Origin of the sequence: Novosphingobium sediminis (assembly GCF_007991615.1) — a bacterium.
Taxonomy (GTDB): Bacteria; Pseudomonadota; Alphaproteobacteria; order Sphingomonadales; family Sphingomonadaceae; genus Novosphingobium; species Novosphingobium sediminis.
On record NZ_BJYR01000007.1, the window covers coordinates 58,604 to 79,643 of the forward strand.

The 21,040-nt window shown below is 66.0% G+C and carries 16 protein-coding genes; 7 read left to right on the plus strand and 9 right to left on the minus strand.

Going from position 1 to position 21,040, the window contains the following annotated elements; translation table 11 throughout:
* Window positions 1-34 precede the first annotated feature (34 nt).
* The 3 genes from glnA (at window position 35) to NSE01_RS21170 (ending at window position 2,448) form a co-directional block, all read left to right on the plus strand.
* Window positions 35-1,444, plus strand: coding sequence for a type I glutamate--ammonia ligase (gene glnA / locus NSE01_RS04935; protein ID WP_147158529.1), 1,410 nt, complete (start codon window positions 35-37; stop codon window positions 1,442-1,444).
* Between the two features lie 231 nt (window positions 1,445-1,675).
* Window positions 1,676-2,161 (plus strand): CHAP domain-containing protein, encoded by a 486-nt coding sequence (locus tag NSE01_RS04940; RefSeq protein ID WP_147158530.1) that lies wholly within the window; start codon window positions 1,676-1,678, stop codon window positions 2,159-2,161.
* Between the two features lie 110 nt (window positions 2,162-2,271).
* Complete coding sequence (locus NSE01_RS21170) at window positions 2,272-2,448, plus strand: hypothetical protein (RefSeq protein ID WP_170233765.1); 177 nt, start codon at window positions 2,272-2,274, stop codon at window positions 2,446-2,448.
* A 29-nt stretch (window positions 2,449-2,477) separates the two neighbouring features.
* Here NSE01_RS21170 and NSE01_RS04945 read toward each other — a convergent pair whose 3' ends face one another.
* Window positions 2,478-4,769 (minus strand): putative bifunctional diguanylate cyclase/phosphodiesterase, encoded by a 2,292-nt coding sequence (locus tag NSE01_RS04945; RefSeq protein WP_147158531.1) that lies wholly within the window; start codon window positions 4,767-4,769, stop codon window positions 2,478-2,480.
* A 240-nt stretch (window positions 4,770-5,009) separates the two neighbouring features.
* Between NSE01_RS04945 and NSE01_RS04950 the strand changes: the two genes are divergently transcribed.
* Window positions 5,010-6,434 carry an aldehyde dehydrogenase family protein gene (locus NSE01_RS04950; protein WP_147158532.1) on the plus strand — a complete coding sequence of 475 codons (1,425 nt, stop codon included), beginning with the start codon at window positions 5,010-5,012 and terminating at the stop codon, window positions 6,432-6,434.
* A 72-nt stretch (window positions 6,435-6,506) separates the two neighbouring features.
* Here the strand turns inward: NSE01_RS04950 and NSE01_RS04955 are convergent, their stop codons facing one another.
* The 5 genes from NSE01_RS04955 to NSE01_RS04975 all read right to left on the minus strand — a co-directional run bounded on the left by NSE01_RS04955 (window position 6,507) and on the right by NSE01_RS04975 (window position 15,641).
* Window positions 6,507-10,760 (minus strand): translocation/assembly module TamB domain-containing protein, encoded by a 4,254-nt coding sequence (locus tag NSE01_RS04955; RefSeq protein WP_147158533.1) that lies wholly within the window; start codon window positions 10,758-10,760, stop codon window positions 6,507-6,509.
* On the minus strand, window positions 10,760-12,922 hold the full coding sequence (locus tag NSE01_RS04960; protein WP_246135039.1) for an autotransporter assembly complex protein TamA: 2,163 nt from the start codon (window positions 12,920-12,922) through the stop codon (window positions 10,760-10,762). Before NSE01_RS04960 ends, NSE01_RS04955 begins: the two co-directional genes overlap by 1 nt.
* Window positions 12,923-12,950: 28 nt before the next feature.
* Complete coding sequence (locus tag NSE01_RS04965) at window positions 12,951-13,802, minus strand: arginyltransferase (protein ID WP_147158534.1); 852 nt, start codon at window positions 13,800-13,802, stop codon at window positions 12,951-12,953.
* Window positions 13,803-14,004: 202 nt separating this feature from the next.
* Complete coding sequence (locus tag NSE01_RS04970) at window positions 14,005-15,240, minus strand: threonine ammonia-lyase (RefSeq protein WP_147158535.1); 1,236 nt, start codon at window positions 15,238-15,240, stop codon at window positions 14,005-14,007.
* 50 nt (window positions 15,241-15,290) lie between these two features.
* Window positions 15,291-15,641 (minus strand): VanZ family protein, encoded by a 351-nt coding sequence (locus NSE01_RS04975; RefSeq protein ID WP_147158536.1) that lies wholly within the window; start codon window positions 15,639-15,641, stop codon window positions 15,291-15,293.
* Window positions 15,642-15,811: 170 nt separating this feature from the next.
* Here NSE01_RS04975 and NSE01_RS04980 point away from each other — a divergent pair, with 170 nt between their 5' ends.
* The 3 genes from NSE01_RS04980 (at window position 15,812) to NSE01_RS04990 (ending at window position 19,484) form a co-directional block, all read left to right on the plus strand.
* Window positions 15,812-16,720, plus strand: coding sequence for an NAD(P)-dependent oxidoreductase (locus NSE01_RS04980; protein ID WP_147158537.1), 909 nt, complete (start codon window positions 15,812-15,814; stop codon window positions 16,718-16,720).
* Window positions 16,721-16,800: 80 nt separating this feature from the next.
* Window positions 16,801-18,549: an amidohydrolase gene (locus NSE01_RS04985; protein WP_147158712.1), complete on the plus strand. Its 1,749-nt coding sequence runs from the start codon at window positions 16,801-16,803 to the stop codon at window positions 18,547-18,549.
* A gap of 11 nt (window positions 18,550-18,560) precedes the next feature.
* Complete coding sequence (locus NSE01_RS04990; RefSeq protein WP_147158538.1) at window positions 18,561-19,484, plus strand: glutathione S-transferase family protein; 924 nt, start codon at window positions 18,561-18,563, stop codon at window positions 19,482-19,484.
* 18 nt (window positions 19,485-19,502) lie between these two features.
* On the opposite strand, the gene tatC is transcribed toward NSE01_RS04990, so the two are convergent.
* From tatC to tatA, 3 genes are read right to left on the minus strand one after another with little or no spacing between them, the layout of a single operon-like run.
* Window positions 19,503-20,282 (minus strand): twin-arginine translocase subunit TatC, encoded by a 780-nt coding sequence (gene tatC, locus NSE01_RS04995; protein ID WP_147158539.1) that lies wholly within the window; start codon window positions 20,280-20,282, stop codon window positions 19,503-19,505.
* Window positions 20,282-20,722, minus strand: a complete 441-nt coding sequence (gene tatB / locus NSE01_RS05000) for a Sec-independent protein translocase protein TatB (RefSeq protein WP_147158540.1) — start codon at window positions 20,720-20,722, stop codon at window positions 20,282-20,284. The genes tatC and tatB overlap by 1 nt, the downstream gene beginning before the upstream one ends.
* 38 nt (window positions 20,723-20,760) lie before the next feature.
* Window positions 20,761-21,006 (minus strand): twin-arginine translocase TatA/TatE family subunit, encoded by a 246-nt coding sequence (gene tatA / locus NSE01_RS05005; protein ID WP_147158541.1) that lies wholly within the window; start codon window positions 21,004-21,006, stop codon window positions 20,761-20,763.
* Between the last annotated feature and the right edge of the window lie 34 nt (window positions 21,007-21,040).

Below are 21,040 nucleotides of genomic sequence, written 5' to 3' on the forward strand. Positions count from 1 at the left end.
CCGGCACGGGCCGAGGCCAGTTAAAGGACCAGCGATGGCTACTGCAAAGGACATTCTCGCCCGCATCAAGGACGAGGAAATCGAATGGGTTGATCTGCGTTTCACCGACCCGAAGGGCAAGTGGCAGCACCTCACGATGGTTTCGTCGGTGCTCGGCGAGGACGAACTCGAAGACGGCCTGATGTTTGACGGCTCCTCGATCGAGGGCTGGAAGGCCATCAACGAATCCGACATGATCCTGAAGCCGGACCTCGACGCGGTCTACATCGATCCGTTCTCGGCCACCCCGATGCTGATCATCTGCTGCGACATCGTCGAGCCCTCGACTGGCGAACTCTACGCCCGCGATCCGCGTTCGACCGCCAAGCGCGCTGAAGCCTTCGTCAAGGCGAGCGGCACGGGCGACACCGTCTACGTCGGTCCCGAAGCCGAATTCTTCATCTTCGATGACGTCAAGTTCTACGACGGCTACGATGGCAACGGCTTCCGTATCGACGACGTCGAACTGCCGACCAACTCGAACAAGGACTACGAAGGCGGCAACCTCGCCCACCGTCCGCGCGCCAAGGGCGGCTACTTCCCGGTCGCGCCGGTCGACAGCTGCGTCGACATCCGCGCCGAGATGGTCCGCACCATGATCGACATGGGCCTGCCCTGCGACAAGCACCACCACGAAGTGGCCTCGGCCCAGCACGAGCTCGGCCTCACCTTCGGCACGCTCGTCCAGACCGCCGACCGCATGCAGGTCTACAAGTACGTCGTCCATCAGGTCGCGCAGGCCTACGGCAAGACCGCCACGTTCATGCCCAAGCCGATCAAGTCGGACAACGGCAGCGGCATGCACACCCACATCTCGATCTGGGATCAGGGCAAGCCGCTCTTCGCCGGTAACGGCTATGCCGGCCTGTCGGACATGTGCCTCTACTTCATCGGCGGCGTGATCAAGCACGCGAAGGCCCTCAACGCCTTCACCAACCCGACCACCAACAGCTACAAGCGTCTGGTGCCGGGCTTCGAAGCCCCCGTGCTGCTCGCCTACTCGGCGCGCAACCGTTCGGCCTCGTGCCGCATCCCTTATGGTTCGGGTGCCAAGGCAAAGCGCGTGGAATTCCGTTTCCCCGACGCGATGGCCAACCCCTACCTGTGCTACGCCGCGCTGCTCATGGCCGGCCTCGACGGGATCAAGAACAAGATCCACCCGGGCGAAGCCATGGACAAGAACCTCTACGATCTGCCGCCGGCCGAACTCGCCGAAGTGCCGACCGTCTGCGGTTCGCTCCGCGAAGCGCTGAACTCGCTCGAGGCTGACCACGACTTCCTGCTCCAGGGCGGCGTGTTCACCAAGGACCAGATCGAAGCCTACATCGAACTGAAGTGGCCCGAAGTGATGCGCTGGGAAACCACGCCGTCGGCCGTCGAATTCGACATGTACTACAGCGCCTGATTTCATCAGATCAGCGCTTGGTCAGAAAGAGGCGTCCGGGAAACCGGGCGCCTTTTTCGTTTGGAGGCAAGGAGGAGTGGTGCCTCCGGCGGGCAGGCCGTCGGGCTTTTGCGGGGCGCTGTGATCTTTTCCACAGCCCCCGCCCGACTCGGGACGAACCGAGATTGCCGCCCGATGAACGGAAGGGGCGCGGACTCCTCGAATCGGCTGTGATCCTTAGAGATGCTGCACATGCACAAGACCATAATCGCAGCATGCATCGTCCTCCTGTCGCTCTTCGCGCTGCCTTCGGCGGCCAACGCGCGGCTCCAGTGCGTGACGTATGCGCGTCAGGTTTCCGAAGTGCAGCTCAGCGGAAATGCGCGTGATTGGTGGGGCCATGCCGAAGGCCGTTATGATCGCGGCCAGACGCCCAAGGTTGGCGCGGTCCTCGCGTTCGCTGGCACCCGTTCGATGCCCTATGGCCACGTCGCCGTCGTCAACAAGGTCGTCGACAGCCGTCACATCCTGATCAATCACGCCAACTGGTCGCGCCCGGGCATGGTCGAGCGCGGCGTGATGGCGGTGGACGTTTCCGCCGCTGGCGACTGGAGCGAAGTGCGCGTGTGGTATGCGCCGACCCGCTCGCTGGGCCTGCGCCCGAGCACGGCAAAGGGCTTCATCTATCCGCGCACCGTGACTGCCAGCGCCGACAACGCCGGTTCGACCAAGGGCTGAGCCGGCGGTTCAGGCGGCAAGCCACCACTGCGCCTGCGCGGGTTGACTTCCGCGATCTCGATCACGACGTTGGCCCTCCACGGTTGGGGCAATCAGCGATGAGCAGGTGCGTGAAAGCCGGTCTTGTGGTGATGGCCGCCGGATGGGCGCCATTGCTTTATGAAATCGCGTTCGGACCCGCGGACAGCAACCCGATCGGACTGGGCTTGCTGATGGTTATCGCGACAGCGATAGCCTTGATCCTGTTCGCGATTGCGGGGCTGCGCACCTTTTTCCGCTCGACCTGATCACCGCAGCGCGGGATTGATCGCCCGCTTCAGGATGCGCGCCGCACCAGTGCTTCGGCATCCCGTTCCGCCAACAGCGTGCGGGCTTCTTCGGCAGGCAGTGCGGCCCAGAACAGGTAGCCCTGCACCAGCTCGCAGCCGGCAGCTTGCACCAGCAGGCGCTGCACTTCGGTTTCGACGCCTTCCGCCACGACCTTCATGCGCAGGGTCTTGCCCAGCGTGGTGATGGCGCAAAGGATCGAGTGGGCATCCCGGTCACGCTCGATGTTGGAGACGAAGGAGCGGTCGATCTTGATCCGGTCGAACTGGAACGAGCGCAGGTATGACAGCGAGGAATAGCCGATCCCGAAATCATCGAGCGCGACGCGGATGCCCATGTGGTTGAGTTCGCGCAGCACGCCGATCACGTGCGCGCTGCGATCGAGCATGACGCCTTCGGTCACTTCGAACACCAGCCGCTGCGGGTCCATCCCCGTTTCTTCGAGCAGCCCTGCGAGCATCGGCAGGAAATCGCCCGCCATGATCTGCAGCGGTGAAAGATTGACCGAGATGTCACAATCCGGCCAACTGCGGCATTCGGTGAAGACATGGCGCAGCACCCAGGTGCCGAGCGGGATCATCAACCCGCCCTGTTCGGCGATTGGCACAAACAGGTCCGGACGGATCTCGCCGCGCTCGGGGTGGTTCCACCGCAGCAAGGCCTCGAATCCGTTGATCGTACCAGTGCCGGTCTCGACCACCGGCTGGTAGGCAACCGACAGCTCGCCGCGCGTGATCGCGAGGCGCAGCTCCATTTCCATCTCGCGGCGCAGTTTCACGCTGGCGTCCATGTCCGGCGTGAAGCGGCGATAGCGCCCGCGGCCGCGCTGCTTGGCGCGGTAGAGCGCGATATCAGCGCGGCGGAGCAGTTCGCCCGGATCCTCGCTCTGTTCGGGCCCCCAGCTGATCCCGCAGGAGACCGAGACTTCCAGCGTGTTGCCGGAAATCACGAAGGGTTTGCGCATCAGCGAAATGATCTTGCTGCCGAGGCGATCCGCCGCGCGCGCACCAGCCTCGCTGGCATGCAGCAGCACGAATTCGTCCCCGCCGAAGCGCGCGATGAAAGCATCGCGCGGCAGGGCTTCGCGCAGGCGATGGGCGACCATGCGAACCAGTTCGTCGCCGACGTGGTGGCCCATCGTATCGTTCACCAGCTTGAAGCCGTCGATATCGATATAGGCGACGAAGAGGTTGCCTTTTGCCTCACCCTCGATGAATTCGCTCAGCAGGGAACGCAGGCGCTGCATGTAATAGACGCGGTTGGGGAGGCCGGTCATGGCATCGTGCAGGGCGTTGTGCTGGGCCTGCGCCTCGCTGGCCTTGAGCTCGTTTGCCGTCAGCCGCATGCGCCGCACGATCACCGCGCCGCCCGCGACGACGCCGAGGAAGAACAGGATGAACGTCGCCAGCACCGGCGCGGTACGTCGGACGATCTTCGGGCCGGGCACTTTGGCGGTCCAGGTGATCCAGCCGATGTGATCGCCAAACGCCGTGCTGAGCGGAACCGCGTTGGCCGCGCCGATCCGCGCATCATCGGGCACGAAGCTGATGTCACTCAGGACCAGATCACCACCCATCTTGGTAAGGATCGAGCCATCGAGATAGCGCAGCGTGGCGACGTAATTGGGCTCGCGTCGCAGCAGGCTGTAATCGTTGTCCGGCACGATCGAGATGACCGACAGGAAAGCCGGCCGGCCATGGCGCAAGACCGGCGTTGCTGCCCAGCGGTTGAGCGGCTGACCCGAAGCCGCAACCGGCCAATCGATATCGTCCAGCTTCTTCATAGCCGCGATGCGCCCGCCCAGCGGCACATTGTGCCTGGCCCGGCCGATCAGGTCCTCGACGTGCCAGCGCACTTCCTGATACCCGACGTCTCCGGTCGGCCGGCCCTGCGCCCAGCCGTGGACCAGCGAGCCATCCGGGCGGACCAGAAACATCGCATCGGTCTCAAGGTTGTTCCACACGAAATCGCCGAGGAAGTGGTTGGCCCAGGTTTCGTTGTCGGCCAGCACGGCATTGCGCATGGCATCGTCCCAGGTGAGCTGCACCTTCTGCGCTGCCACGATCGAGCTGCCGAGTTGATCGAGATAGCGCGTCACCAGCACGCGCTCGTCTTCGCGGGCCAGTTCGTCGGCTATGCGCGTCGAGCGGGAGAAAACGGCGACCAGCAGGGCCGACAGAGCGATCAGCGCCAGGAAGGTCGCAAGCGCAATCCAGCCGGTGCGCAAGTTGCGCACCGACGGACGCCCAGCGGTTCCGCGGCTGATGGTATCCAGACCCATTTGACCAGACATAGGGAAAGGATGGAAAGAAACGGTTATCGCCGGTTACGCACTGAAGAGATCGATGTTCAGATAATGGCGAGGTTTCGGCCTATCTAAACGGTTAGCATGGCCGTTCCGGCCAATCCTTGCGCTAGCATCGGGCGATCGCCAAATACGTTGCAATCACATACCGGACTTGCCATCGTCAGCCGGAACCCCTCAATCGTTTGGCAACCTAACAACTTTGGGAGAACACCGATGCGTGAGCATCTCCAGCACTACATCAACGGCGCCTGGGTCGACAGCGAAGGCGGCAAGCGCCACGAAGTGATCAATCCGGCAACCGAAGAGGCCTGCGCGGTCATCACGCTCGGCAGCCAGGCCGATGTCGACAAGGCCGTTGCTGCTGCAAAGGCCGCCTTCCCCGCCTTTGCCGGTATGCCGGTTGAGGAACGCAAGGCGCTGCTTCAGCGCATTCTCGCCGAATACAAGAAGCGCATCCCGGATTTCGCCAAGGTCATCAGCGAGGAAATGGGCGCCCCGATCGGATTCGCCGGCACCGCGCAGGTGGGCGCTGGCATGGGCTATATCCTCGGCACGCTGGAAGCGCTGGAAGACTTCGTGTGGGAGCATCCGGTCCCCGGTGCCAATGCGCGCTTCGTGCATGAGCCGATCGGCGTCGTCGCGGCGATCACGCCGTGGAACTGGCCGCTCAACCAGATCTGTGCCAAGATCGCCCCGTGCATTGCGGCTGGCAACACAGTCGTGCTCAAGCCTTCGGAAGAGTGCCCCTCGAACGCGGTGATCATCGCCGAAGTCATGCATGCTGCGGGCGTGCCGGCCGGCGTGTTCAACCTCGTCCAGGGTGATGGCCCCGGCGTCGGCGTGGCGCTGACGGTCCACCCCGATGTCGATATGGTGAGCTTCACCGGCTCGACCCGCGCGGGCATCCAGATTGCCAAGAACGCGGCTGACACGGTCAAGCGCGTGCACCAGGAACTTGGCGGCAAGTCGCCCAACCTCGTGCTCGAAGACGCCGACTTTGCCGCGACGCTGCCTGCCACGCTGCAGGGCGTGGTTGCCAACACCGGCCAGAGCTGCATCGCGCCGACCCGCATCCTCGTGCCCAAGTCGCGCAAGGAAGAGGCCGAGACCTTCGTGAAGAACTACTTCGCGGCGGTGAAGGTCGGCAGCCCCGAAGAAGACGGCGCGCACATTGGGCCTGTCGTCAACAAGGCGCAGTGGACCAAGATCCAGTCGCTGATCGACACCTCGATCGCCGAGGGTGCAGCGCTGCTCGAAGGCGGACCGGGCCTGCCGGACAACGTCAACCGCGGCTACTACATCCGCCCGACCGTGTTCTCGGACGTGACGCCGGACATGACGATCTTCCGCGAGGAAACCTTCGGCCCCGTCGCCACGATCACCACCTATGATGGCATCGAAGATGGCATCGAGCTCGCCAACCGCACGGCCTACGGGCTTTCGGCGGTCGTCACCGGCGATCCCGAGACCGCCAAGGGCATCGTCGGCCGCCTGCGCGCAGGCCTCGTCGCGGTGAACCAGTGGGGCGGCGTCAAGGGCGGTGCCTTCGGCGGCTACAAGCAGTCCGGCAATGGCCGCGAAGGCGGCGTCTACGGCCTCAAGGACTTCATGGAACTGAAGACCATCGCGGGCGCCTGATCGCCCTGCGACGACTGTAACAAGACCCCGCGCTGCCCAGGGCAGCGCGGGGTTTTTGTTTGCCCGCCGGTTTTAGTAGTCCTTGGACGCCTTGAGGTTGAGGCTTTCGTCGCCAATCGTGGAGACGGTGCCCAGGAGCACCAGCCAGCGCGTCATGCGGAATTCGACAGACGTCGCGCTGTAGCCACGCCCGTCGGTGATGAGTTCGACGAAAACGCGCCTGCCGAGGTACTTGCCGACCGCGATCGATGTGCTGCGGCCGACCGAGGCATCGGCACTGATGATGCGCAGGCGGTCCAGACCGATCGCGCTGCGCAGCTTGTTGATCGGATCGAGCCCTCCACCGCTGCGGAAGCTGGCGAGCGCCGAGGCGAGCTGCACGGCCTCCGGCGCTGAAATCTGGGTGATCGAGCTGCCAAACAGCATGCGGGAAAGCAGTTCTTCCTCGGGCAGAGCCGGGACAGAGCTGAACGTGATCTGCGGCTTCAGCGCAGAACCGCTGATCGCGATCTTGGCAGTCACCCCGTTGGCATCGCCTTCCGCGACGATATCAAGCCGCGGATCGACCGGCACTTCGCCGACAAAGCGGATGCGCCCGCGCGTCAGATCAAAGCGCCGTCCGGCAAATTCATAACTGCCGCGCACAAGATCGGCGCTGCCGAAGATCTGCGGATTGGCGGTATCGCCGCGCAGGCGAACATCCGCGCCCCATTCGCTTTCAAGGCCAAGCCCGCGCACATCGATGCGGTCCGCGCCGGCGGCGTCGATCAGGTACTTCCACGGCGTGTAGGGCACGCGCGGCGGGGCCACGTCGGCGCGCTGATTGCTCTCGTGCGTGGTGATCGCGGGCAGCGCTTCGGTCACATTGGCGCGGCCCAGCGTCCAGCGCGCACGGTCAATATGGACGCGCCCGGCGATGGTGCCGCCAATGCCATCGGAAACGAGGCGCAGCGGGCCGGTCACGGTTGCGGCCATGTCGTCGCGGTTGATGAGCTGGGCGTTTGTTGCCGCCAGCCGGAGGTCGAGCCCGACGCCGCGCGTCGCCGCGTTGGAAAGATCGACAATGCCGCTGCCGCTGACAGTGCCGCCGCCCGCCGTGGTCCCGCTGAAATGCGCGAGGCTGAGCCGCGCATCGGCAAAGCTGCCGAGCGCCTCGACATCGCGCACATCGGAGCCCGTCAGGTTCGATTGCACGCGCAGCGCCCGGGTGGCGACCGCCCCGGTGATCACCGGGTGATCGAGCGAGCCCGTCACGCTTGCTGCCGCGCCCAGCGGACCGGTGAGGTCGATCACCTCGATGGCGGCAAGCCGCCACAGCGATTCCGCAGGGCCGCTGTAGCGCAGTTCGGCCTTGAGGCTGCCACCGCGCAGCCGCTCGAGCATAGTGCCGCCGCGCGGCAGATCGGAAACCAGCGCCTGCACCCGCCCGCGCATCGCCGCGCCCTCGCGCGCCACCGCGCGGACTTGCAGCGCGGCAGGATCGAGCGAGGCCACGAGCGCAAGGTCAAGCGGCCTTGAGGTCAGGACGAGGCCCGAACGAGTGAGGCCCTTTACCTCAACGGCGGCATGACCCGATGGAGCACCGAGATGGTCGTTCTCGTAATCGATCACGCCTGAGGCGAGCCCTCCGAGCCCGAGATCAGGAAGCACGATATCAAGCACCGAAAGCGGCATGCGTGAAAGCATCAGCTTGAGCTTGGTCGCCCCGCCGAGCACGTGGCCGCTGGCAATTACGCTGCCCCGGCCGAAATCGATCTGGGTGGGTTCGAGCCGCCAGCCTGCCGCAACGCCCCCGCCCGCCTCATCCGGTTCGCGTTCCAGCACTGCACGGCGGGGCATGGAAATGATGCGGCCGGCATAATCACCCGCGACGAAGGCGATGATCTTGTCGGGCGAGAAGGCGGCGGTCCCTTGCAAGGCAAAGCTCGTCCCGCGCCGTCCGGCCAGCGAGGCGGTGACGCTGCCCGAACCGTTGACGAGCGCCACGTCTGCCGCGAGGCGGCCGATGAAGAGCTTGCCCGCGCTGATCCCCTCAGCCTTGAGCGAAGCCTGCAGCGTGCTGTCGCCGCCCTCGATCCGGCCTTCGGCGGTGATCTCGGCATTGCCGACCGCGATGGGGTTGTCGCCGCCAAAGCGCGCGCCGCGCGCGGTTATCGCGGCCTTGAGCACCTGCCCTGCACCGTCGGGCGCGAAGTCGATCGTGCCCTTCACGCCGCCCCCGGCGAGCGCCAGACTCCCCGTCGCGCCCTCCTTGGCAATCCCCACGCTGCCGGTGATCTCGGTCTGGTAGACGTTGAAGCGCTCGATGCCGAGCCGCACTGGCCCATCCTTGGGCGCAGTGAGCATGATGAGACCGCTGAACGCCCCGAGGCGGGACTCGCCCTTGGTTTCGATGCGGAAGCCCTCGCCTTCGGCGCTCAACGCGAGGCGCACGTCCTTGAGGCTTGCGGCTGGCAGCGGATTGGCCAGCACGAGTGTGGCGTTGGGGCCATCCTCAGTCAGCGCGGCATCGAAGGTGAAGCTGCCATAGTCGATGTGGCGCCCCGAACCCGAAAGCGTCGCTTCACCGCCGCGCAAAGCCTCGCCGTGCAGCGCAAGGCTCAGCTTGGTGGACGTGAGGTTCGCGTTCTGCACCACGAAGGGCTGCGATCCGCCCGCCGTCAGCGCGGCGCGCACCCGCACGTTGCCGCCGGTCAGATTGGCGAGCGTGGCGTTGTCGATCCGCGCCAGACGGCCCGCACCATCGGCGGTGAGCGACCAGCTTTGACCGCCGCCGATTGTGAGCGCAATCCGCGCCTCGCCGTCGGCGAGTCCCAGATCAGGCAGCGCGATTCCCCGCGCCGTGACGGGCCCCGAAAGCGCAAAGCGGCTGCGCGCGAGATCGCCATCGAGCGCCAGCCGCGCCGAGGCGCCCTTCAGCGTGAGATCGAGGCGGTCCGCTGTGAGCTTGTTGCCCGCCAGCACGAGATCGCCCGACAGCCGTGCCCCCGGCAATCGTGGATCGACCATCGCCTGCCCGGTCTTCAGCAGTTGCGCGGTGAGCGCGAGCGGCAGGCGCAGGCGCTTGCCATCCCAATAGGCGGTGCCTGCCGTGCGCAGCCCTTCGGCGAGGACCGGGCCGCTGCGCAGCCGCGCCGCGCGCAGATCGTGGATGATCGCGAGTGCAGTGAAGCGGCCATCGACGGTAGCGTTCAGCTGTGCGCCTTGCAGTTCGGTGCCGGTGCCCGCCAGCAGCAGATCGGGCCGGGTCACCACCGCCCGCACCTTCACCGCTTCGGCGCGGTTGGCCACCAGATCGAGACCACCCGCAGCCGTCGCCGTGAGCGCTGCCGCCCCGGCGAAGACCTTGCCGCGCAGCGTACCGCCGCTGGCCGTACCATCGGCGACAACCGAGACCTTGTCGCCGCTCGCGCGCCGCGCTGCAGGGCCGAGCAGGTCGCCCGGGAACACCTGCCCCGCCAGCTTGTAGTGCCCGGTGCGGTTTTCCAGTTCGAACGCCGCGAGCCTCCGCCCACCATCGGTTGCCGCGCCCCAGCCGCGCCATTCCTGGAACGTGCCCTTGCCGCCGGCGCGGGCAGCGATATCGCGCTTCACGCCGGTTAGCGCCGCGAGCAGTCCGTCCTTTGGCGCGTTGTAGATGAAATCGAGCGCGAACTTGTTGCGGTCAGGCTCGCTATCCAGACGCAGGCGCAGCCGGTCCCGCCCGCCAAGCCGCCCGCCAAGGCTGACGAGCGCCCGCCCGCGCCGGATATCGGTGCGCGCGGCAAAATCGATCCGCCGACGTTCGCCCATGATGGAGCGGTCGATAACGAGATTCTCCGCCGCCAGCTTGCCGATGCGGATATCGAAATCGGGCAGGATCGGCGCATCGGGATCGCCCGGGTTCAGCCGCGGCGCGCGCAGCAAGGTGCCGCGTTTCAGGATCAGCGAGCGGATATCGAGGCCCTTGAACAGCCCGGCGCGCGGATCGAGCCCGAACCATGCCAGCGGCCGCCAATCGAGCGAGGCTTCGGGCACGACCATGAAGCGGCCGTCGGGATCGCTCAGCACCACTTCGTGCAGGCTCATGCCGCCGAACAACGTGCCATCGATCCGCCCGATGCGGACCCTAAGACCCGAGGCGGGCACGATTGCCGCGATGCGGTCTGCCACGAAGCGGTGGCCAATCGAGGAATCGAGTACGAAGACCGAACCGCCGATCGCCAGCACGAACAGCAGCGCGGCAAGGAACAGCCCGCGGCCCCAGCCGAGCAAGCGGCGAAGGCGGCCCTTGCGCGCCGGGTGCGGCTCGGGGGTCGGCGTTTCGGTCGGCACCGGCTCCGCCATCAGAAGGCCTGCCCGAGGCTGACGTAGACGCCGATGCGGCTGTCACCCTTTTCCGGATTGAGCGGCGTGCCGAGGTCGATACGGATCGGCCCGAAGCTGGTCTGGTAGCGCAGGCCAAGCCCGACGCCGACCTTGAGACCGTTGACCGTGGGCGAGGCGGTCGTGCCCACCGTGCCCGCATCGACGAATGGCACGACGCTAACCGCGCCGCCCATCAGCCCGGTCTTGACGCGGGCCTCGAGCGAGAATTCAGACAGGCTGCGCCCGCCGCTGGGATTGCCAAGCGCATCGCGCGGGCCGACCGCCTGATAGGCAAAGCCGCGCACCGATGCGCCGCCGCCGGCATAGAACCGCCGCGATGGCGCGATGCTGGTAACGCTTGTGCCGGGGATCGTGCCCAGCCGCACCCGCTCTGCCAGAACCACGCGGCTGGTGATCGGCTGATAGGCGCTCGCATCGAGTTGCGCGCGGACATAGCTCGACTTCGTGCCGTTCTGCACCGAGATTTCAGGGCTCACCCGCAGCGAGACGCGCACGCCGCGCTTGGGATCGAGCAGGTCGTTGCTTCCATCATACGCGCCGCGCAGGGGCAGCGCGCCGATGAAGTAGGTCGTGCGGACGGAACCTGCAGCAGCAGGCAGTTCGCTCGTCGCGAGCAGTTCGAAGCCCGCTGACCAGACCCACGCCTTCTGGAAGATCAGCGTGGTCTGCTTTTCGAACGTGGTCGAGAACGAGAGCGTGCGGGCCTGGTAGGCGTCCGTCCGACGGGTCTGGGCATAAAGATCGGCGGTGAGCACCTGATCGCGCCCGAAGAAGTTGTTGCGGCGATAAGTTGCCCCCGCCAACTGTTCGCGCGTGCCGACCACGCCGCGGAAGCGCACGAGACCTTCGGGCGGGAAGAAGTTGCGGTTCTCCCAGCTCGCCTCGACCCGCAGACCTTCGCCGCTCGAATAACCGACAAGCCCGGCGATCGTGCGCTGCGGGGCCTTGGACAGCGTGATGTCGATATCGGCGACGCCCGGCTGCGGGTCTGCCGCCGGGGTGGTTTCGCGCGGGGTGATGGTGACGGCCGAAACCAGGCCTGTTGCCAGGATCGCCTGCCTGAGATCATCGACGCGGGAACGGCGGTAGGGATCACCGGGGCGGAAGCGGGCGATGCGCGAGAGATGGCGGGCGGAGAGGTAGTCGGGCAGCGAGCTGTGGATCTGACCCATCACGTATTGCCCGCCGCTGGTGACCGGCACGATCAGGTTGCCGGTGCGATCGGCATGGTCGATCGAAAGATCGGGTTCGCCGACCTTCGCAAAGGCATGGCCGCCCTCGCCCAGCGCGGTAATCAGGTGATCGCGCTCGGCCATGATCCGGTCGGAGTTGACCGGATCGCCGGGCGACAGCGCGAAGGCGCGGGTCAGCGCCGCCGCATCGCGTGCCGCAGCGATATCGCCAAGGCTGATGCGCGAGAAGATGTAGCGCGGACCGGGCCGTACATCGAAGCGCACGCCCACTTTCTTGAGATCGATCGCCGGCCCCGGCCCGCTACCCTCGGCGGGCGCGGCATAGCCGGTCGTGCTCTGGTGGACCTCGGCGTCGTAGTAGCCATAGACCCTGAGCACCTGCTGGAGCAGTTCGGTGTCCTGCCGCGCACGCCGGGTCAGCTGGGCCAGGTTATCCTCTTCGTTGCCGAACTTGCGCAGCGCGGCAAGCGTTCCGAAGCGGGTGGTGACAGCCTCGCGTTCAGGCAGCGCGGCAATATCGGGCGGGAAGGCGAGCGCCAGCTGCGGCGAGATCGGGATGACGCTTGCGCCGGGAATCTGGCCGATCCCGCGCCCGCTGCCGGGATCGGCATCGCTGCTCAGCGCATCGCCGGCGGCCTTGGCCTGTTCGGCTGCTTCACCGATATCGGGATCGGGCGTGAGCAGTTCGATCGGCGGCAGCTCCGCCGCATCGGGCCAGGCCAGCGTGATTGCAGGAATACCCGTCAGCGGTGCGATGGCATCGGGCGAAAGCAGCGTAGCGGGATCAGGAACCGGGACTTTGGCCGCTTCGGTCTGGTTCGCCCATGTCTTGGGGTCGTCCATCGCCGAATCCGGGATCAGATCCTCGAGCGCCTGATCTGCATCGCGCGACTGGGCGTGTGCCAATTGCGGCAGAATGGCGAGCAAGACAGCCGGCAGCAACGCCAGCAGGACGTCAGATGTGACGGTACTGCGTCTGCGCGGCGGCGAGACCGTCCTTGCCGGTATCGTCCGCGATTCGCCGGTCCGCTCCCCTTGCGGTCGCAGCGCGGTCGATCGCGCGGGCCTGCTCATCGGGGTCAAAGCGTTCCCATCCTTCGCGGCCCAGCCGTTCCAAGGGCCGGTACCGGACTTTGTACTGCATCCGTGCCGATCCTTCGACCCAGTACCCAAGATAGACATAGGGCAGACCGATGCGGACGGCATGAAGGATGTGGTCCAGAATGATGAAATTGCCAAGCCCCCGGCGCTTTGCATCATCGGGTTCGTAGAAGCTGTAGATCATCGAGAGACCATCGCCCTGACGATCGGTCAGGCATGCGCCGACAAGCTTGCCGGGCTTCCCGTCCACACCGGGCTCGCGATACTCGATCACGAAGGTGCTGACGGGCGTGTGCTCGACCATGTCGGCGAAGTCCATCTCGTCCATCGAGGCCATCCCGCCACCGGGATGGCGGGCAGCCAGATAACGCTGCAGCAACTCGAATTGTTCCGGAGTGGACCACGGCTTGCAGGCGGTGACGACGAGATCGCTGTTGCGGCGCATGTTCTTGCGCTGGGTGGCCGAAGGCACGAAATCGCCAGCCACCACGCGGACCGAAATGCAGGCCGAACAATCGATGCAGCTGGGACGATAGGCGACCGTCTGGCTGCGGCGGAAGCCGATCCGGCCCAGCGCATCGTTGAGCTCATCGGCGTTCGGGCCCTTCAGCTCGGTGAACACCTTGCGCTCGGTTTTCCCCGGCAGATAGGGGCACGGCATCGGGCTCGTCACGAAGAAGCGGGGAAAGCGGACGGGCGCAGTCACGGCCGGGGCGTTATCCTCTTGTCGCGCCGCCGGACCATCCGGAAGCGCTGACAAGGGCAACATGCCTTACCCGGACGATTGGTGAAAGAGCCATTAACCACCAAAGGTAGTTAATCAGCAAGGAATTCGCAGCCGCGTCTTTGACAGGCTGGCAAGCGTACCGAATCGGGATGCGCTCGCCCTGAAAAGTGACGAAACAGGCTTAACCCAGCTCCACCTGCTGCACATCGTAGCCCTTGGCGCGCAGGCCTGCGACCAGCAGGTCGATCTGCTCGCGGTCGCGCGCTTCGCATTCGATCTCGGCGGTAAGGCCCTTGGCCGGCAGCGAGGTGAAGATGCGGTTGTGCCAGACTTCCAGAATGTTGACCTGGTGGCGGTTGAAATCCTCCACCACCTTGAACAGCGCCCCGGGCCGGTCCTGCAGCGTGAGCCGAAGCCGGGCGAGGCGGCCAGAGCGCGCCAGATCGCGCAGCAGCACGTTGGCCAGCAGGCGCGTGTCGATATTGCCACCGCACAGCACGAGGCCGATCTTGCGCCCGGCAAAGCGCTTGCGGTGCGTCATCACCGCGGCAAGGCCGGCTGCGCCTGCGCCCTCGACCACGGTCTTCTCGATCTGCAGCAGCACGGCAACGGCGGTTTCCAGCGCCGGCTCGCCCACCAGCACGATATCATCGGCGATCTTCTTGAGCACAGCGGATGTGAACGTGCCCGGCTCCTTCACCGCGATGCCTTCGGCGATGGTATCGCCGCCGCAGGGCAGTTCCAGACCCTTGAGCTTGGCGTACATCGAGGGGAACAGCGTGGCCTGCACGCCGACCAGTCCGATCGAGGGCTTCAGCCCGCGCGCGGCGGTGCCCATGCCCGAAAACAGCCCGCCGCCGCCGATCGGCACAACCAGCGTTTCGAGTTCGGGCACGTCTTCCAGCATTTCCAGCGCGACGGTGCCCTGCCCGGCCGCAACCTGCGGATCGTCGAAGGGGTGGACAAACGTCATGCCGCGTTCGGCTTCCAGCAGCCGCGCATGGGCATAGGCTTCGTCGAAGGTCTCGCCTTCCAGCACGACCGTGCCGCCGACGCTTTCGGTCTGCATGATCTTCACGGTCGGCGTGGTGCGCGGCATCACGATGGTGACAGGCATGCCGAGCCGCGTACCGTGATAGGAAAGCCCCTGCGCGTGGTTGCCCGCCGAAGCCGCGATCACGCCCTTCGAGCGCTGCTCCTCCGTAAGCTGGAGCAAGGCATTGAGCGCGCCGCGTTCCTTGTAGGCCGCCGTGAACTGCAGGTTCTCGAACTTGAGCCAGATCTCCGCCCCGGTAATCTCGCTCAGCGTCTTGCTGTGGAGCGTGGGGGTACGCACGACCTGCCCGGCGATCCGCGCAGCAGCGGCGCGCACATCGTCGAGGGTCAGCAGCGGGGCAGAAGTGGTGGCAGTGCTCATGGGCTACGGCCCCTAGTCGAAACCTGCCCCTAAGGGAACCTTCGTTGCGCCTAACGCTTGCGGCGCGGCAAATTCATTGCGTGAAGCAGCGACAGGACGACAACAATCGCGATCGTATCGGCGATCCAGTCGCGGATATCGCAGTCCCGGTGGAGCGAGGGGATGGCCTGCAACACTTCGACCAGCGCGCCGAGAAACGAGAGCCGCTCGGCCAGATGCGTCTTGGGAAAGCGCGGAAAGGCGAACGCACCCAGAAAGGCCAGCGTGCTGAACGCCAGCATGTGCTGCGCCTTGTCGCTCAATTCGCGCAGCTCCGGCGGATGCGGGAGCAGCGCCAGCGTCACCGCGCCCGTCAGGCAAAGCCAGAATGCTGACGAGGCAAGTGCAGAGGTGCGAGACATGCCGCGCGCGCTAGCCCGAGCCTGCCTGCCCCGGCAAGCGCCGTTTGTGCGATAGCGGCGCGAATCTGGCAGGCACCGCGCTCGCGAGTGTACCCTGAATGGATAGCCGGGTGGAGGAGTGGGCCGCTACCGCTTCCACGCCGGTGGAAAAGACTCTAGAACCCGCAGCCATGACAGACGCAAGCACCGCACCCCTCAACGTTTCGTTCCTTGGTCTTGGCGTGATGGGCGGGGCCATGGCCCGTCATCTCGGCAGCGCAGGCCATCATCTCACCATCTACAACCGCTCGCCCCAGCGCGCGGAAGGTTGGCAAGCCGCGCATCCCGGACTTGCCGCGCGCGTCGCCGCCAGCCCGGCGGAAGCCGCCGAGGGCGCGGACGTGGTGATTACCTGCGTTGGCAACGACGATGACCTTTCGGACGTCGTGCTCAGCCCCACCGGCGTGTTCAGCACCCTGCGCCGGGGCGCTCTGTTCATCGATCACACCACCGTTTCGGCACGAATTGCCCGCCAGATCGCGGTGGAAGGCCGCGACAAGGAGCTGCTCTGCGTTGATGCCCCGGTCACCGGCGGACAATCGGGCGCCGAAGCCGGCACGCTTTCGATCATGTGCGGCGGCAGCGCCAAGGCAGTCGATGCGGCGCGCCCGGTGCTCGCGGCCTACGCCAAGCGCGTCACCCACGTCGGCAAGCCCGGCGCCGGGCAGACCGCCAAGATGGCCAACCAGATGTGCATCGCGGGCGCCATCGCTGGCCTTTCGGAAGCCATCCGCTTCGCACAGGCCGCACGGCTCGATCTCGACAAGGTGTTCGAGGCAATCTCCGGCGGCGCCGCGCAATCGTGGCAGATGGACAACCGCTGGCACACCATGGCCAAGGACGAGTTCGACTTCGGCTTCGCGGTTGACTGGATGCGCAAGGACCTGGGTCTTGCCATCGAAGAAGCACGCAGCGTGGGCGCAAGCGTCCCCACCACCGCGCTGATCGACCAGTTCTACGCCGATGTGCAGGCGCTGGGCGGCGGAAGGCAGGATACCAGCGCGCTGATCCGCCGACTGCCGCGCCGGGGGAATGGCTGATGCCGGGTTTGGCCTTGCCCACCCCCAGCCCCTCCCGCACGCGGGAGGGGGGCCTGTTGCGCTCTGCACTCCCCTCCCGGATGCGGGAGGGACGCACCTCTCTTCTCCTTTCCCGCTTGCGGGAGGGGTTGGGGGTGGGCCTCGCGGCGCTCGCAATAACCCTCACCGCCCCAGCCCACGCCGACACCCTCGTCGATAACATTCAGGGCCAGACCATCGGCGCGGACGGCCATGTCGAGCGCTTCAAGGCGATGCTCTTCGACGATGCCGGCGTGGTGAAGGCACTGATCCACGACGGCGAAAAGACGCCGAAGAAGGGCTTCCAGTACCGCATCGACGGCAAGGGCCGCATCATGCTGCCCGGCCTGATCGACGCGCATGTCCACGTGATGGGCACCGGTTTTGCCGCGCTGACGCTGGACCTGTCCGACACGAAGAGCCTCGCAGACGCGCTGGCGAAGATCGCCGCCTATGCCAAGGCGCACCCGGACCGCCCATGGCTGCTGGGCGGGGGCTGGAACCAGGAACGCTGGAATCTCGGCCGCTTCCCGACCGCTGCTGAACTCGATTCGGTCGTGAGCGATCGCCCCGTCTGGCTCGAGCGCGCGGACGGCCATGCCACCTGGGGCAACACCGCCGCACTCAAGGCCGGCGCAGTGACGGCCGCGAGCGTCGCGCCCGCTGGCGGCGAGATCATCCGCCTTGCCGATGGCGCCCCCGCTGGCGTGCTGGTCGACAATGCGCGCGGTCTGGTCGATGCGAAGGTCCCGCCGCCGACCCCGCGTGACTACGACGCCGCCTTCGCGCTCGCGCAGCAGAATTTCTACCGCCGCGGCCTCACCGCCGTCGCGGACATGGGCGCGACGATGGAAGACTGGCAGACCTTCCGCCGCGCGGGCGATGCCAACACGCTATACGTGCGCATCATGGTGTACGGCGCAGGGATCGATAACACGATCCGCATCGGCGGCCCCGGACCGACGCCCTGGCTCTATGCCGATCGGCTGCGGCTGAATGGCATCAAGCTCCTGCTCGATGGCGCGCTGGGCTCGCGCGGCGCGTGGCTCAAGGCGCCCTATCACGACCGGCCCGATACGCGCGGCCTGCCCAACTTCACCCAGACCCAGCTTGGCAACCTGATGAGCCGCGCCGCGATGGACAACTACCAGATCGCCGTTCACGCCATCGGCGACGAGGCGAACGCGGTGCTGCTGGGCGCGATGGAAAACCTCGCGCAGACCTACAAGGGTGATCGGCGCTGGCGGATCGAGCACGCGCAGGTGATTGATCCTGCCGACTGGCCGATCGCGGAGCGCGTTGCGAAGTCGGTCGGCCTGATCGCCTCGATGCAGCCGGTGCACCAGACATCGGACCGGCTGATGGCCGAAGCACGGCTCGGGCCTGAGCGCCTTTCCGGTGCTTATGCTTGGGCCTCGGCCAAGGCGCATGGAGCAGTGCTGGCGTTCGGTTCCGATACGCCGGTCGAACTCCCCGATCCGTGGACCGGTTTCGCCGCCGCGATCAGCCGCATCGACGAGAATGGCCAGCCCACTGGCGGGTGGCAGGTGCAGGAGCGCGTGAGCCGAGAGACGGCGCTGGCGGGCTACACCGCCGATGCCGCCTATGCCGGCTTTGCCGAGAAACGCTTTGGCCGTCTCGCCCCCGGCCTGCGCGCCGATTTCATCTTCGTCGATACCGATCCGATGACCGCCAGCCCTGAAGCCATCCGCAAGACCAAGGTGCTCGAAACCTGGGTCGGCGGCGGCAAGGTGTGGGATGCGGCGAAACCCGAAGGCGGCGCAGCCGGCGCCGAGCCGGTGAAGAAATAGGGACTGATGCGATGGCCGAACTGATCCTGCACCATTATCCGGAATCGCCGTTTTCGGAGAAAGTGCGCGCGATCTTCGGCGCAAAGGCGCTGGCTTGGCGCTCGCTGCAAGTCTCGATGGTCATGCCGCGCCCGGCGACAATCGCGCTTACCGGCGGCTATCGGCGCATCCCGGTGCTGCAGGTCGGCGCAGACGTCTATTGCGATACGGCGCTGATCGCCGAGTATCTTGACGATCAGGGCACCGGCCCCACGCTCTTTCCGGCTGGCCAGTTGCTCGCCGCGCAAACCCTTGCGCGCTGGGTCGATACCGAACTGTTCTGGGCCGCCGTCACCCTGCGTTTCATGCCCGAGAACATGGGCAATTTCTTCGCCGATCCCGGCGCTGCGCAAGCATTCGCCGAAGACCGCGCCAATTTCGCGCAAGGCGCGCAGGTGCGCCGCCCCTCGGTCGATGAGGCGAAGGCGCGCTACACCCGCTTCCTCGCCGAGATGGAAGCCCAGCTGGGCGATGGCCGTCCCTACCTGTTTGGCGCGGACTGGAGCGTCGCCGATTTCGCGGTCTACCACATGCTGTGGTTCATCCACGCGGGCGGCGGCATGGCTGATTGGCTGGCAAGCCACCACCACGCCAGCGCGTGGATGGAGCGCATGCGCAAGTTCGGGCAACACCCGGGCAAGCCAATCTCCGCCGAGGACGCGCTCGCCATCGCCCATGATGCAGAGCCGCTGGCCGTGGAGCCGGGCAGCGACATCCCCGGCCTTTCGCCCGGCAGCGAAGTCCAGGTCGCCCCGGTCGACTACGGCGTGATGCCCAGCCACGGCACCCTGCTCCGCTGCGATACGAACACTATCGTGATCCGCCGCGAACATGCGCTGACCGACGCGGTCAATGTGCACTTCCCCCGCCACGGCTTCGGCGTGACGCGGAATTGAGCCTGAAGCCCCCGGCTATCAGGCTTCCGCTGTAGCCTTGGCCTTTTCTTCTGCGTCCCGCTTTTCGGCAAAGCGCATCACGATGAGCGTGCCTTCGAACAGGATCATCAGCGGAATGGCCAGCATGAGCTGGCTCAGCACGTCGGGCGGGGTGATCACGGCGGCGAGCGCGGTAATGCCGACAATCACGTAGCGCCGTGCGGCAACGAGCTGCGCGCGCGTCACGATCCCGGCGCGGTTGAGCAGCATCAGCAGCACGGGAAGCAGGAAGCTGATCCCGAACGCGAAGATGAACTGCATCACGAGGCTGAGGTATTCCTCGATCCCCGGCAGCGCTTCGAGCTGGAGGCCGCCGCGCTGCCCCTGGAAGGCAATGAACCAGCGGAAAGCCGTGGGCATCACCACGAAGTAGGCAAGGCTTGCCCCCATCGCGAAGAGGATCGGCGTTGCGACGAGGAACGGCAGGAAAGCCTTCTTCTCGCGCGCATAGAGACCCGGTGCGATGAACGCCCAGAGCTGGTTGGCAATGACCGGGAAGCTCACGAAGAAGGCCGCGAACAGCGAGACCTTGAGATCGACGAAAAACGCCGAATAGAGCTTGGTGTAGATCAGTTTCCCCTGCCCGGTAGGGAAGGCGAGCGCCAGCGGATGGACGAGGATATCGAGGATCCGGTTGGCAAAATAGAAGCAGCCGACAAAGGCAAGTGCCAGCGCGTAGACGCAGCGCAGCAGGCGTGTGCGCAGTTCCAGCAGATGATCGAGCAGCGGGGCCTGAGTCTCGTCGATATCGCTGACCATCAAGCCGCGCCCTCTGCAGGGCCACGCGCGCGGGCCGGGCGATCGGAAATGGGCAGCATTTCGCCCACGGATTCGGTGGGCGCGACTGCCGCGATCTCTGGATCGATCGGCGCGGGGATCGCCGTCATCAGCGGCTGCCCCTGGGGCGGCGGATCGTTCTGGTCAGTAGCGGCCTCTGCAATCTGGCCCGCAGCGGGATCCGGAGACGGATGGGCCGCCATGATCGCCGCGTTCTGTTCCTTCCACTTGCGCTCCATCTCCTCCATCTCCGCCTCGCGGATCATGGTTTCGATGCCCGTGCGGAAGTGCCCGGAAATGCGGCGAATCTTGCCGATCCAGCGCCCTGCCGTGCGCAGCGCGAGCGGCAGATCCTTGGGACCGATGACGATGATCGCCACGATCACGACGAGCAGCATCTCGTCTGGCGCAATGCCGAACATCGTTTCAGGCCCTAAGCGGGAGTGGCAGCGTCAGCGATTCAGGCGGAGGGGCCGGAGCCGGTCTGCTCGGTCTGCTGGGCGGGCTGAGCGGGAGCAACCGGCTGCTGCTGGATCTGCACCGGCGGCTGGACGAGCGGCGTATCGGCACCCTCGTTCATGCCCTGCTTGAAGCTTTTGATACCCTTGCCGAAATCGCCCATCATCTCGGAAATCCGGCCACGACCGAACAGGATGAGGACAACCAGCGCCAGAATGATCAGATGCGGAAGGGACAGACCGCCCATTGGAATTCTCCTTTATGCCCCTTCAGATAGGACA